This window comes from Humidesulfovibrio sp., from assembly GCF_030689645.1.
GTDB lineage: Bacteria > Desulfobacterota > Desulfovibrionia > Desulfovibrionales > Desulfovibrionaceae > Humidesulfovibrio.
This window is the reverse complement of sequence record NZ_JAUYFU010000032.1, coordinates 1-13,614: the sequence shown is the minus strand read 5'-3', so window position 1 is coordinate 13,614 and position 13,614 is coordinate 1. Positions and strand designations below refer to the sequence as shown.

Annotated in this window: 12 protein-coding genes; 4 read left to right on the top strand and 8 right to left on the bottom strand. The window is 64.2% G+C overall.

Annotated elements, in window-relative coordinates:
• The first annotated feature begins 9 nt into the window (after positions 1 to 9).
• On the top strand, positions 10 to 768 hold the full coding sequence (locus tag Q8O35_RS05145; RefSeq protein ID WP_305571328.1) for a 4Fe-4S dicluster domain-containing protein: 759 nt from the start codon (positions 10 to 12) through the stop codon (positions 766 to 768).
• On the opposite strand, the gene Q8O35_RS05140 is transcribed toward Q8O35_RS05145, so the two are convergent.
• The 5 genes from Q8O35_RS05140 to Q8O35_RS05120 form a co-directional block, all read right to left on the bottom strand.
• On the bottom strand, positions 765 to 3,020 hold the full coding sequence (locus tag Q8O35_RS05140; RefSeq protein ID WP_305571326.1) for a PAS domain-containing sensor histidine kinase: 2,256 nt from the start codon (positions 3,018 to 3,020) through the stop codon (positions 765 to 767). The genes Q8O35_RS05145 and Q8O35_RS05140 overlap by 4 nt on opposite strands.
• Positions 3,021 to 3,100: 80 nt before the next feature.
• Positions 3,101 to 4,432 (bottom strand): transcription antitermination factor NusB, encoded by a 1,332-nt coding sequence (locus Q8O35_RS05135; protein ID WP_305571324.1) that lies wholly within the window; start codon positions 4,430 to 4,432, stop codon positions 3,101 to 3,103.
• Positions 4,433 to 4,441: 9 nt separating this feature from the next.
• Entirely contained in the window at positions 4,442 to 6,112 is a 1,671-nt protein-coding gene (locus Q8O35_RS05130) for a DEAD/DEAH box helicase (RefSeq protein WP_305571322.1), read from the bottom strand.
• A gap of 6 nt (positions 6,113 to 6,118) precedes the next feature.
• Positions 6,119 to 7,132 (bottom strand): SPFH domain-containing protein, encoded by a 1,014-nt coding sequence (locus Q8O35_RS05125; RefSeq protein ID WP_305571320.1) that lies wholly within the window; start codon positions 7,130 to 7,132, stop codon positions 6,119 to 6,121.
• A 10-nt stretch (positions 7,133 to 7,142) separates the two neighbouring features.
• Positions 7,143 to 7,637: an NfeD family protein gene (locus tag Q8O35_RS05120; protein WP_305571318.1), complete on the bottom strand. Its 495-nt coding sequence runs from the start codon at positions 7,635 to 7,637 to the stop codon at positions 7,143 to 7,145.
• A 196-nt stretch (positions 7,638 to 7,833) separates the two neighbouring features.
• On the opposite strand from Q8O35_RS05120, the gene Q8O35_RS05115 reads away from it, so the two are divergent.
• The 3 genes from Q8O35_RS05115 (at position 7,834) to Q8O35_RS05105 (ending at position 10,471) form a co-directional block, all read left to right on the top strand.
• Positions 7,834 to 7,995, top strand: coding sequence for a hypothetical protein (locus tag Q8O35_RS05115; RefSeq protein WP_305571316.1), 162 nt, complete (start codon positions 7,834 to 7,836; stop codon positions 7,993 to 7,995).
• A 272-nt stretch (positions 7,996 to 8,267) separates the two neighbouring features.
• Positions 8,268 to 9,119, top strand: coding sequence for an acetylglutamate kinase (argB, locus tag Q8O35_RS05110; protein WP_371133096.1), 852 nt, complete (start codon positions 8,268 to 8,270; stop codon positions 9,117 to 9,119).
• A gap of 293 nt (positions 9,120 to 9,412) precedes the next feature.
• On the top strand, positions 9,413 to 10,471 hold the full coding sequence (locus Q8O35_RS05105) for a methyltransferase (protein ID WP_305571314.1): 1,059 nt from the start codon (positions 9,413 to 9,415) through the stop codon (positions 10,469 to 10,471).
• Positions 10,472 to 10,581: 110 nt separating this feature from the next.
• Here Q8O35_RS05105 and Q8O35_RS05100 read toward each other — a convergent pair whose 3' ends face one another.
• The 3 genes from Q8O35_RS05100 to Q8O35_RS05090 all read right to left on the bottom strand — a co-directional run bounded on the left by Q8O35_RS05100 (position 10,582) and on the right by Q8O35_RS05090 (position 13,228).
• A complete protein-coding gene (locus tag Q8O35_RS05100; RefSeq protein WP_305571368.1) occupies positions 10,582 to 11,397 on the bottom strand; it encodes a VacJ family lipoprotein in 816 nt (271 codons plus the stop codon).
• Positions 11,397 to 12,698: an alpha/beta hydrolase gene (locus tag Q8O35_RS05095; RefSeq protein ID WP_305571312.1), complete on the bottom strand. Its 1,302-nt coding sequence runs from the start codon at positions 12,696 to 12,698 to the stop codon at positions 11,397 to 11,399. Before Q8O35_RS05095 ends, Q8O35_RS05100 begins: the two co-directional genes overlap by 1 nt.
• Positions 12,699 to 13,009: 311 nt before the next feature.
• Positions 13,010 to 13,228 (bottom strand): hypothetical protein, encoded by a 219-nt coding sequence (locus Q8O35_RS05090; protein ID WP_305571310.1) that lies wholly within the window; start codon positions 13,226 to 13,228, stop codon positions 13,010 to 13,012.
• Between the last annotated feature and the right edge of the window lie 386 nt (positions 13,229 to 13,614).

The window sequence follows — 13,614 nt, the reverse complement described above, 5'->3', positions numbered from 1 at the left end:
GGGGCGGCAGTGATACAGCACATCATCGCCCGCCTGCGCCAGGGGCGCCGCACCCTGGCCTACCCGAAGCAAATGCCCCAGCTGCCGGACCGCTATCCCGGCAGGCCGGACATAGACCCGGCGGCCTGCGACGGCTGCGGAGCCTGCGTAGAGGCTTGCCCCACAGCGGCCATCGACCTTGCCAGCGGACTTTCCCTGGACCTGGGCCGCTGCCTGTTCTGCACGGACTGCGCAAGAATCTGCCCGCGCCAGGCCATCCGCTTCACGGGCGAGTTCCGCCTGGCCGCCAGCAGCCGCGAGGCGCTCATCCTGCGCGGCCAGCCCTTGGAGCTGGCCCGGCCCCTGCCGCCGGACCGCCTGCGGCTGTTCAAGCGTTCCCTCAAGCTCCGGCAGGTGAGCGCTGGCGGCTGCAACGCCTGCGAACTGGACACCAACGTGCTGGGCACCCTGGTGTTCGACCTGGGCCGCTTCGGCATCCAGTTCGTGGCCTCGCCGCGCCACGCCGATGGCGTGCTGCTCACCGGGCCGGTTACAGAAAACATGCGCCTGGGCCTGGAGAAAACCTGGTTCGCCGCGCCAGAGCCCCGAGTGGGCATTGCGGTGGGGGCCTGCGCCATTTCCGGCGGACCCTACGCGGACCACGCGGAAGCGCACGGCGGCGGCGCGGCGTTCATTCCAGCGGATCTTTTTGTTCCGGGGTGCGCACCCCATCCCTGGACTATTCTGGACGGGCTGCTGCGGCTTTTGGGACGCGGGGAAACAGGCTAGGTCGGAAGAATCCGGGGCGAGGGGACGAGCAGGCTCATCTTCTTCGGGCTTGCTGCGGGCAGGCGAAGAATCAGGCTTGTGTGCCCGGGCTCCTCGGTGTGCAGCGAAAGGGTGCCGCCCATGGTGCGCACCATGAGCCGCGCGGAATAGGTGCCCAGGCCCGTGCCGTGGGTCTTGCCGGAAGTGGCGTACTTTTCGAAGAAGCGGTCGCGGACGGCTGCGGGAACCTCGCCCGAATTGCGGATGCATATCTCGGCCAAGGGATCTTCCAGCCCCAGGCGCACGATGATTTCCTCGCCTTCCGGCGAGGCCTCGGCAGCGTTCTTGAGCAGATTCGAGAACACGGCGTCCAGAAGTCTGCGCTCGCCAAGCACGTGGAACGGCTCTTCCGGGCAATCCGAAACCAGCGTGATGCGCAGGCCCTTGCCCTCCACCAGTGGACGCAGCTCTGCGCGCTGGGTCTCCACCACATCGCACAGGTCCACCGCCTCCAGCACGGGTTTGAAGACCCCGGCCTCCATGGCGTGCAGGTCCAGCGACAAGGTGATGAGCCCCTGCATGCGCTTGGTCAGCGTGCGCACCTCGTGGAGAACCTGAGACTGATCCTGATTCAGCGGGCCTAGGATCTCCAGCAGCTCCATTGCGTTCTGCATGGAGCCGAGTGGGCTCTTGAGATCATGTCGCACCACGCTCTCCACGTCCTCGCGCATGGCCTCGGCCTTCTTGCGGTCGGAAATGTCGCTCAAGACGCCAAGGTACCCGCTGAAGCGGTTGGCCGCATCGGTCATGGGCCGTATGCGGCAGGAGACCCAGAGACTTTGGCCGCGAGCGTCCAGAATCCGAACCTCCCGGTCCACCTCGAGCTTCTGCTCCAAGGCCTTGCGCCACTGGGCCAGAAAATCCTCCCGGTCCGCCCGGACGATGCTCTCAAGCCAGCGGTTGCCGGACAAGGCCTCCAGGGTGCGGCCGGTCTGGCGCTGCATGCGCTCGTTGGCGAAGACGAGCATACCCTTGGAATCGGTTTCGAACACCCCCACCGGAGCCTGGCGGATAAGCCCTGCCAAGCGCCGTTCGCTTTGGCGCAGGGCCAGTTCCATCGCACGCTGGGCGGTTATGTCCCGGCCCATGCCCACCACGCCCAGGCAGTTGCCCTCGGGGTCCAACACTGCGGTCTTGACCACGCTGATCCAGTACTCCTGGTCAGCGGGCTGCATGCGCTGGGCGAAGCTCACGGGCTCGCGGGTCTTGCGGGCCAAGGCGCTGGTGGAAAGCTGGATGCGCAGTTCCTCCCCCGTGAACACATCAGACAGCGGGTGCCCCAAGAGATCCTCGCGCGGGCGGCCCACGTGTGTGCAGAAGGCATGGTTCAGCTCGCGCAGGATGTCGTTCACGTCAGTGATGAAGATGCTGTCCTGGGCGGATTGCAGCATGGCCCGCAGCAGTCCCTCGCTTTTGGCCAGGGCCGCCTCGGCGTTGCGCCGCTCGGTGATGTCATGGCTGACGGAGACCACGCCAAGGTTCTCACCCATGGCATCGAACACCGGGGACTTCAGCACGCTCAGATAGCGCGGCCCCGATGGGGTTTCCTGCGTCAATTCATAGGAAACGAGAGACCGCTCGTCCACGGTGCGCCGGTCCATGCGCACATGCTGGGCTGCGGCGCGGCGGTCAAAGAAATCATCGCCCCGGCGACCCAGAACTTCTTCGCAGGGCAGGCCCACCATGCGGCAAAAGGCCGGGTTCACCTCGCGGTACACGCCCTCGGCGTCCTTGTAGCCGATGCCGTCTCCAGCGGAAGCGAGGATGGCCCGGAGGATGCCCTCGCTGTGGCGCAGGGAGCGCTCGGCCTGCTTGCGCATGGTGACGTCGTAGCCGATGAAGAACAGACAGGAGCGTCCGCTGCGCAGGGTGATGGGCGAGGCGTCCAGCTCCATGTCGCGAACCTGGCCGGACTTCAGGCGGTGGCGGCTGGCAAAACGCGTTGCTCCGCCGGAATTCAGGCTGTGCATCAGCTCTCGGATGCGTTCGCTGGACAGGAGGCTCACCGCCGAGGCGTGGACCTTGTCCACCTCGTCAGGATGGTAGCCGTAGAACTCGCAGGCGGCCTGGTTGGCCCCGATGACCCGCGCCGTATCCGGGTCGATGAGGAACATAACCGCCCGGCTGGACTCGAAGGCCGCACGAAAAACGCTGCCGTCCGGCAGGTCCCTTGCCCAGTCTCCGGGCTGGAGTTCGTTTTCTGGCGTCTTCATGGAGGCTCTTCAGGTGGTCGAATAAAAGTACGTATACCCTCATTCCCAGGCCGTGTAAAAGCAATTCCAAACCGATGTCTCTACTCGCCAACCTTTTGCAGGCTGGCTGCGTAGAAGAACTCCCCAGCCGCCACATCCGGCGGGGTGGTCCATGATCCGGCTAGACGCGCCGCAGGGTGGGAATCGAGAAACCGGGCCACCTGGCGCTGATTTTCCTCCGGCGAGAGGGTGCAGGTGAGGTAGAAGAGCTGCCCGCCAGACGCCAGGGCCGCAAAGCAGTTCTCCAGCATGTCCGACTGGATGCGCGCCAGGGCCAACACATCCGAGGGTTGGCGCTTCCACTTGATGTCCGGCCTGCGCGACAGGGTGCCGAGGCCGGTGCAGGGCGCGTCGAGAAGTATGGAGCCCGGCGGGGTGGACAGGGGGGACGGCATGTCGGCCCTGGCGCGGAAGGCCAAGAGCCGCCCGGATTCCACAGCCGGGGCCAGCTCCCGCTTGAGCGCGCGCAGGCGGCCCAGGTGGGTGTCGCTGGCGAGGACCGGGGCGCAGCCCGCCTCGATGAGCAGACGGGTCTTGCCGCCGCGGCCAGAGCATGCGTCCCACACGGGCGTGGGCCAGCGCTGGGGATTGAGCGCAGCCAGGGCCTGGCGTGCGGAAAAGCCCTGGCGGTACAGGGCGGCGCGTTCTTCGTCGGTAAGGGCGAGATCTTCGGCCAAGGTGTCCAGCCCGGTGCCGGGCTGAAAAGCCAGGCCAAGGCCCTGGCGCCCCAGGCAGGCAGGGTGCGCGCCCAGCCGACGCGAGAGCGCCATGGCGGGTTCGGTCCCAAGGCTCTCGGCCTCGACAGCCAGACCCATGGCGGGCGGGCGGGCCTGCGCCTTGAGATAGCGCGCCACTTCTTCTTTCGGGTATTCCTTGAGCCACAGGCGCACGATCCACTCAGGACAAGAGTAGTAGCGCGAGAGCACCTCGGCCTCGTCCTTGGCGCCTTCCTTGTAGGGCGCCAAGGTGCGTGCGGCCTCGGCCATGTCGCACACGCGGCGCAGCACGGCGTTGAACAGGCCGGAGAGGTGGGCGCGGGTGTAGCCTTTGGCCCAGTCCACGGCCCAGTTGACGCTGGCGTAGGCGGGCACGCGGTCCAGGTGGATGATCTCGTGCGCGGCCAGCCCCAGGGCCAGCATGGCCTCGTCCGGCAGGCGGCGGGAAGGGTCCAGAAAGCGCGCCAAAAGCGCGTCCAGCCGCCCCTTGAGGCGGCAATACCCGTAGACGAGCTCCGTCACCAGCCCGGCGTCACGATCCGACAAGGGGTCGGACGTGAGGGCGGTGTCCAGTGCGGCTTGCAAATCCCGGCCTTCAATGAGGCAAGCCGAGAGACAGTCCAGTGCGGCGGCGCGGGCCGGAGGAAGCTGGGCCACGATTCGTCCTTAGCGCTTGCGGCGGCGGCCGGAGCCCTCGCCACCCTGACGGGATTCGCCCTGACCACGGGAGGAGCCGCCCGATCGTTCTCCAGACCTGTCGCCGGGCCGGGCGCCGGAATGGCTTCCCTCGCGCGCGGGGGAATCAGGCCTGCGGCCCTCGGGCAGAGGGGGCGGAGTGTGCATTGCCTTCTGGTAGGCGGTGTCGAGCAGCATGGACAAGAGCAGCACCTGGTCATCGTCCTGCGCCATGGCGCGGGCCACGTCCACGTAGCGGCGCATGCGCTCCTGCTCCAGGCTGTCCTTGGCGCGCCACTTGGCCTCCAGCACCGTGGTTATGCGCTGGGTCACGTGGGCGGCCAGGTCGGCCTCGGTGGGCAGGGCGCGCTCCTGCAGCTGGATGCCGTATTGCCGGGCGATGCGCGTGAGCTCCATCTTCTGCATCACGTCCACCAGCGAGATCACCGTGCCCGCAGCACCGGCGCGGCCCGTGCGGCCCGCCCGGTGGATGTAGCTTTCCGGGTTCTCCGGCGGGGAGTACAAAATCACGTGGCTGAGTCCGGGGATGTCGATGCCGCGGCCGGCCACGTCTGTTGCGATGAGGAAACGCAGCTGCCCGGCGCGCACGCTGGTGAGCACCTGGTCGCGGCGCGACTGGGTGAGGTCTGCGGAGAGCTCGTCGGCGTTGTAGCCGAAACGGCCCAGAACAGCGGTGAGGTAGTGCACGTCGGACTTTGTGTTGCAGAAGATAATGGCCGATTCCGGCGATTCCATCTCCAGAATGCGCATGAGGCAGCGGTCTTTGCCCATGGAGGGCACTTCGTAATAGGCGTGGGTCATGTCCGCGATGTGCACCTGCCCGTCAGACAGGGACAGGCGGCCCGGATCGGTGAGGAATTCCTGGGCCAGGCGCAGCACCTGCTGCGGGAAGGTGGCCGAGAACATGGCCCCGTGGATGCGCTTGCGCGGGGGCAGGTAGCGCTGGATGTCCTTCATGTCCGGGTAGAAGCCGATGGACAGCATCCGGTCGGCCTCGTCGAAGATCAGGGTGGAGAGCTCGGCCAGGGAGAGCGAGCGCTTGAGCAGGTGGTCGAGGACTCGGCCCGGGGTGCCGACGACGATCTGCGCGCCGCGTTTGAAGGCCTCCAGCTGGGTGGCGTAGCCCACGCCGCCGTATACGGCCACGCATTCGATGCCCGTGCCCGCGAAGAGGGTGGTGGCCTCTGCCGCAACCTGCTGGGCCAGCTCGCGCGTGGGCACCAGGATGAGGGCCTGAGTGGAGGTGTGGGCAGTCTTGAGGCGGCCCAAAAGCGGCAGCAGGAACGCGCCGGTCTTGCCGGAGCCGGTCTGCGCCTGAACCATTATGTCGCGGCCCTTGAGCATGTAAGGCAGGGATTTTTCCTGCACGGGCATAAGCTTGCCCCAACCCGCGCGGGCGCAGGCCTCTTGCAGCAAAGGCGGCAGGTCGGCCAGCCGCAGCTCCGGCAGGGTGTCCTCCGGAGCTATCTCGCCCACGGCCTCCGGTTTGGGGGCCTTGGCCTGCTCCTCGGCGAAGAGCAGGGCCTTCTGCACCTGGGTCAGCCCCGGGGCCTGGACATACTGGCGGGCGGGTGCGCCCTCTGCGGTCTTGCCGGAATCCGGGCTGGTGTCGCCGGTGATCTCTTTGTCGTCGTGCTCCATGGAAAATCAGCTCCCGCGCGTCTGGCCGGACCCGAAGCCCTTGGGGGGCTCGGCCTCTTGGCCTCTCGCGCTGTGGTCGGTTGTTGGTGTGATTCTGGTCCCGCGCACCCCGTCCACCACGGCCAAAGCCGAGGCCACGAGGCCGGAGACATCGGCCACATTGGCCGGAAGAATAAGTGTGTTGTTGGCCTTGGCCAGATTGCCGAACTCGGTGATGTACTTTTCGGCCAGGCGCACCTTGGCCGCGTCCATTCCGCCCTCGTTGCCCAGGGCGATGGCCACGCGGCGGATGCCCTCAGCCGTGGCCTGGGCAACGATTTCGATCTCGCTGGCGCGCCCCTCGGCCTCGTTGATGCGCTTCTGCTTCTCGCCCTCAGACACGTTGATGGCCTGCTGGCGCTGGCCCTCGGCCATATTGATGCGGGCCTGGCGCTCGCCTTCGCTGCGCGCGATCTCGGCGCGCTTCTCGCGCTCGGCCTTCACCTGCAGCTCCATGGCGGCCATGATGCTGGCCGGGGGGTTGATGTCCTTGATCTCGTAGCGCAGCACCTTGACGCCCCAGGTGATGGCGGCCTCATCCACTGCGGTGATGACCTGATGGTTGATGACCTCGCGCGTTTCAAAGGTGCGGTCCAGCTCAATCTTGCCGATGGCCGAGCGCAGGCTCGTCTGCGAAAGCTGGATGGCCGCCTGATAGTAGTTGGCGATGCCGTAGCAGGAAAGCTGCGCGTCGCGCACCTCGAGGTAGATGAGCCCGTCGATGCTCACGGACACGTTGTCCTTGGTGATGCACACCTGGGGAGGGATCTCGATGACCTCCTCCTTCATGGAGCGCTTGTAGGCCACGCTGTCCACAAAGGGGATGAGGATATGGAAGCCGGCGCCCAGGGTGTTGGAATACTTGCCCAGGCGCTCCACGATGAATTCCGACTTCTGGGGCACAACAACTGCGGATTTGACGAACACGATGATGGCAAGAAAAGCCAGAATCATCAGGATGATAACGTTGCCGTCAAGCATGGGAACTCCTCTACCGTCCGCCGTCCCGGGGCTCCGCCTTGGCGGAGCGCACCAGATATGCGCCGGAGTCGTTCTGCGCCTGGCCGAGGATGACCACGTTCTCGCCTTCGCCAATAGTCTCTGCGGACTCTGCCCGCCAGAAGCTGCCGCGGTACTTTATCTCGCCCGGAGCGCCAGGGCCGATTGTCCGGGTGGCCACGGCGGCCTTGCCCGCGCCGGCGTCCAGGCCCACCTCTTCGGTGTCCGGCTGGGCCGGGGAATGGGTGCTCCCCCGAAATACGCGCAGAAACATGCGCCGCAGCAGAATCAGCCCGATCAACGAGGCGGCCAGAAAAACCACGAACTGGCCCCCGAGGCCAAGCCCCAGGGCATAGGCTGCAAAGGCCGCCACAAAGGCGCCCAACGCAAAGAACAGCATCACAAATCCGGGCAGAGCCAGTTCCGCAAGGAGGAACAACGTCCCCACCAGGAACCACATTACGTGCGCCGTCCAGAAGCCGTCCATAAAACCCTCCTCGCTCTCTTGCCCTCAATACGCCAATGCCGGGGTCACGGCAAGGGCCGCCGAACCCGGCACCGTCTTGAGGCTCAAGACTACGCAGGCCGCAGAATACGCTTTGCCCGTCCTTGCCAACCGGGCCTGGTCCGGCTAATGCGCCCTGTCCGCCACGCCGATAAGGCGGGTAACAGGAGTTTCGATCATGAGCCGCCGCATACGTGAAGCACTGACGCACCGCCTGAATCCCCTGCACCTTTACTGCCGTCTGCGCGACATGGGCCTGTCCTCGGCCCTGGCCCGCAGCCTCACCAAGGGATACGAACGCGTGGTGTACCGCCCCCTCACCGGGCCCGTGGCCGGATAAGCACAACCCTCTCCGGGCACTGCTCCCTAGCGCTGCGCCCGGGCTGTTCCACACCGCAATTCTTGACAGAACCGCGCCCTTGAGGCGAATGTCCTGCTGACGCTTCCACAGCCGCGCCCGCGCAAGCCAACCTGCGCCTGCTTGCGCGCGTCTGCCGCGCTCCATATCGCCCGCCGGAGGTTCCCATGACCAAGCCCGACGACAGCAAGGCGGCCTTTGCCTGCCCCACCCAGACGCCCCGCGACCTGACGCAGGACGCCGAACGCGCCCGCATGATCATCGAGATGCTGCCCTACATCCGCGAATTCGCGGGGCAGACCGTGGTCATCAAATACGGCGGCAACGCCATGATCGACGAGACCCTCAAGCAGAGCTTCGCGCGCAGCGTGGTGCTGCTCAAATACGTCGGGATCAATCCCATCATCGTGCACGGCGGCGGTCCGCAGATCGGGCAGATGCTGAAGGCGCTGAACATCGAAAGCCACTTCCGCCAGGGTCTGCGCGTCACCGACGACGCCACCATGGACGTGGTGGAGATGGTGCTGGTGGGCAAGGTCAACAAGGAGATCGTGAACCTCATCAACCTGGCAGGTGGCCGGGCCGTGGGGCTTTCCGGCAAGGACGGCATGCTCATCCGCGCCGAGAAGAAAGAGCTGGCCATCAGCCGCGACGACGCCCCCACCGAGATCATCGACCTGGGCAAGGTGGGCGAGGTCACATCCATCGAAACCAGCGTGCTGAAGTCCCTCATGGGCATCGGCGTCATCCCGGTCATCGCCCCCGTGGGCGTGGATGACCTGGGCAACACTTACAACATCAATGCCGACTCTGTGGCCGGGGCGGTGGCCGGGGCCATGCGCGCCAAGCGCCTGCACCTCTTGACCGACGTGCCCGGCGTGCTGGACAAGGACAAGAAGCTCATCCCCAGCATGACCAGCACCCAGGCCTTCCAGGCCATTGAGAACGGCGTGGTGGTGGGCGGCATGATCCCCAAGCTCCAGTGCGTGCTCGAAGCCATCATGGCCGGGGTGGAGAAGGTGCACATCATCGATGGCCGGGTGGAGAACTGCGTGCTGCTGGAGCTCTTCACCACCTGCGGCATCGGCACGGAAATCACCCGCTAGGCTTTTTCGACCCATAAAGCGGGCGGCTCTCCATGCGGGGGGTCGCCCGTTTTTTTTGTCGCGCCCGGAAGAACCGCCATGCGCATCAAAGTCAGTTCAGCCCTCGCGGCAGAGCTGCCGCAAGACGCCGCCAGCGGCTTGTCGACAAACCCGGTTCGCGCGTGCCTCCCCCGCCCTTGCCAAAGGTGCTGCCCAGGCGCAGACCGCGTGACGTTTTGGCGACAGGCGACCTTGCGCCCAACGTGATTCCTGCGCTATCCTGTGCGCAAACCACCCGCGCCGAGGAGGCCTCCATGCCAGCCATTGAAAAAGACCTGCCGCCCGACCTTTCCCCCGGCCCGTTGCTGTCGCTTTCCGGCGCGTACTGGAAATCCTGCGCCCTGCACGCGGCTGTGGCCCTGGACGTTTTCACCCCCCTGACCGATGGCCCGGCCAGCGCCGTGGACCTCGCCCCCGGCCTTTCGTGCGATGCCCGAGCCCTGGACATGCTGCTTACCGCCATGTGCGGCCTGGGCCTGCTGACGCGCCATGGCGACGCCTTCGCCCTCACCGAGCAGGCAGCAACATTCCTGGTGCGCACGGCGCCGCGCTACCAAGGTCACATCATCCGCCACCACATGAATCTTGTGGAGTCCTTCGGGCATCTGGCCCAGGCGGTGCAAACGGGCAAGCGCGTACGCGGCGGACAGGAATGGGCTGAGGCTGATCGCCAGGACTTTTTGCTCGGCATGTTCAATATCGCCATGGGCATCGCCCCACGGCTGGCCCCAAGGCTCGACCACCTGCTCTTGGACGCGGGCCTGCCTGGCATGGCCGGACGCACCCGCCTGCTTGACCTGGGCGGGGGGCCGGGCACCTACGCCATCCACTTTTGCCTGGCCCTGCCGGGCCTTTCGGCCACGGTGTTCGACCTGACCACCACCCGCCCCTTTGCCGAGGCCACGGCCCAGCGCTTTGGCCTGGGCTACGACCAGGGCCAGCGCCTGGCGTTCATCGCCGGGGACTATACGGCAGACCCGGTTCCCGCCGGGTTCGACGTGGCCTGGCTGTCGCACATCCTGCACGGCGAGGACCCCGGCATGGCGGCGGATATCGTCCGCAAGGCCGCAGACGGGCTGAACCCCGGCGGCGTTCTTCTGGTGCATGAGTTCTTGCTGGATGACAGCCTGGACGGCCCGGAGTTTCCGGCCCTGTTCTCCTTGAACATGCTGCTGGGCACGGACGGAGGGCAGTCCTACTCCGGGGCGCAGGTGGGACAGATGCTCGTGGACGCAGGGCTCAAGGGCATCGCGCGGCTCGGGTTCAACGGACCCAACCACACCGGCATCGTAGCGGGAGTGAAGCCCGCCTAGATCCGGGCGGAACGGGACGGGAGAAAGAAAGGCTGTGGAGTCTTCCGGTCCAGCGGCGCAACAGGAACGATCTCATACAGCCACCAACGACAAGCAGGTGCGGCTCTTCGCTACTGCAGTATTTGCAGAACGCGGGCCTTGGAGTACGCAAACCGCAGGATATCGTACTCAAAAGGCGTATCCGTCGTGTAATAGCGGAACGGTATGCCCGCACGCGTGTCCACAGCGCGAACGCCAGTGTTGATGTTGCTCGCCAGGGAGTGGTCTGTAATTCCCGCAAGATCAAACATGTACTCCATCTGATAATACGAGAACACGATGTCGCCCGCTGTCCCCAACGTGTCGCGGCCATTTGAGGGCCCATAGAACGGCAGCATGACATACGGCCCTTCCGGCACGCCCCAGACGCCGAGGGTCTGACCGAAGTCTTCTTCCTGCTTGGGGATCCCCATGTCCGTGGCCACGTCGAACATGCCGCCAAGACCCACAGTTGTGTTGGCCACCAACCGTATGATGGTTGCGTTGACCTTGGTTTGGCTGGCCTGGAGCATGGAGTTCGCGAGCCGCGGAACTTCGTTCAAGTTGCTGATGAAGTTGGAGACCCCGGTGCGCACCGGGGCTGGAAACGCATATTGGTAACCCGTGACAACAGGAATCAGGATGGCGCGGTCAAAGCGGGCGTTGAAGTTGTATACGAGGCGGTTCGTGCGCTCCGCAGGGTCATAAACGTCGAGCATCGACTCCTTCTCCACCCTCTCAATGGTCGCGGCATCCACAATGCGTTGCACCGGCGCCCGGAAGCCCGTTTCCGGCAAGGTGTGTTCCGGCGCGTGTTTTGTCGCGCCGCAGGCAAAGAGCAGCGGCAGCGACGCCAGGAGGATGACTCTTGCGGCGACGGAGGAACGCAGAAGCGTGCGCATGTTCATCACGACTTCCCTCCCTTGAGGATCTCCAGAATTGTCTTGGCGAAGCCGTCGTATTGCAGATTGCCGCAATGGCCTCCATTGGGAAAGAATACCCCCCGCTTGCCGAAAACATCCCTCAAAAAGGCCACCTCTGCCTCATTCAAAATAGGGTCATCCGCATTGCCGATGAGGTAAACGTTTTCCGAGGTGCGCAGGAAGGACTCAATGCCTTGCAGCGTGCACGCGCGCAAGGCTTTCTCTTTTGTAATGCTGCTGTCTTTGGACTGCAGATACGGCAGGAGCAACTCCTCGAAGTACTGCTCAAATGATATTCGGCTGGCCACGCTGAAATACGGGAGCAGCGGGTCGCTTGTCGACACAGTGGTGCCTGGAGCAACGATGTAGCCGGCGTTCAGGCATATATCGGACGTGAATATCATGGAGGAGGACGTGATCCTGAAGCCTACGCCGATGATCTGCTTCAGTTCCTCGTCGGTCACGTCAAGAGTTTTGAAAAATTGGTACAGCACCTCGCTATCCAGTCGGCCAACGTGATTCGTCTTGTAGAACTCGGAAAACCGCTCAATGAACATTCCGACCGACTGCTGGGGCGTCGTCTTGTTGGTGCTGGTTTCCGCAAGCCAGGAATCGAAGGCCAAGGCGGAATTGTACAAGTCCACCGGCGGATTGATGACGAGCACCTTCTCGAAATTGAAGACCTTGTCCTGCATATCCCGTTTGGCGATGAACGCAGAATGCAGCCCGCCAAGGCTGTAGCCGGTCACGCTGTAGCGGCTCACCTTTGTCGTGGCCTCTACATCCGCCTTGACCCAGCGCATGAGCGTGTACAGGTCATCGACATCGTAAGGCACATAACCGGAAAGACCATGCTTGGACATGCTGACAATGAAGTTGAAATGCGTTGGGGACGAGAGGGCAACGGTGTGGTACCCGGCTCCGTAGAACAAATACTGCAGAAACTGAACCTTGGGCGAATTATACCTGCCCCCCGTGCCCGCAATGATAAAGATGAGCGGCGCTTCCTTCTCTTGCAGCATGACGGAGTATTCCACTGCTTCGGTGTACCAGAACACCTTCGGGATGCGCCTTCCGTCGATCTTCACCGACCGAACTTCCGGAACGGCCCCCCGGGCGTTTTCTGGAAGCTTGTAGCGAAAGTCCGGCGGCGTGCCGAAAACCGTCGCCTTGTACCTGTTGGTGAAGGGATACTTCGGCGCCTCAACAGCAGTATCCGCCAGGGCGACACCCGCGCCAGACATGGCCAACAGAAGGAAGAGAACCAGGGAAAGGGCCCGTGCCATGTTGTATGAATCCCCTTTCGTCATTTTGTCGCCAAAGCTTGGCACAAGCCTAACATGGCATAGTGACAGTAGCGGAATGCGTACTTTACGCAATTGCTTTCTTCCCTATCGGCTCCAAGCGCTTATAGCATTAGGAGAACAACCATGCCAGCAGGCTCTACGCTGTGTCCTGCGGCCATTCTTCTCCGCCGGCAGACTCTCTGGATGCTTGGCGTGGTGCTCCCGCTGCGGCGGACGGAAGACGCAAAAAAGTGCGGCGCGGTCCCTGCTGTGGAAGACCGCGCCGCTGGGGGAGGGAGCTGGGATGGAATTTACTGCTTAGGAGCTTCGACCTTGGCCTCGGCCTTGTCGGCCTTCTTGGCCTTCTTGGTGGACTTCTTCTCAACCTTGGCGGCCTTTTTCTCGGCTTTCACTTCGGTTTTGGCTTCCATGGCGGCCGGGGCGGCGGCATTCTCGACAGCCGGAGTGGCGGCAAAGGCGGGAACGGCCAGGGAAAGGACCAGAGCGGCGGCGGCGAACTTCTTCAACATGGCGATTCTCCTTGCAGGTTGTAGGTTCAGAGGGTTTGCAAGGCTGCTGTTTGGGGGCTCATGCGCCGGGACAACAGTCTGCTTGTCGTGCTTCTGGCGAGAAAGATGTTGCTAGAGGTTTCCGGTTCAGTTCCGCTTGCGTGTTTCGTCATTATGCCACGCGGCATGACACCACTGAAGCATCCGCCGTGCCAAACACGTAACAGTCCATTATTTAATGAGATAATTATAACAACGCTTCGGCGTGCCACCGCAGGAGAGCAAAGATTGCGCTCCTTGCGCACCAAAGGCGCAAGGAAGTGTCGTGTACGAAACATCTTCCCCCCCCTGTTGGCGCTCAAGGAACATGCAAAACGCGAAGCGGTCCGTCCGGCTAATGCCCGGCC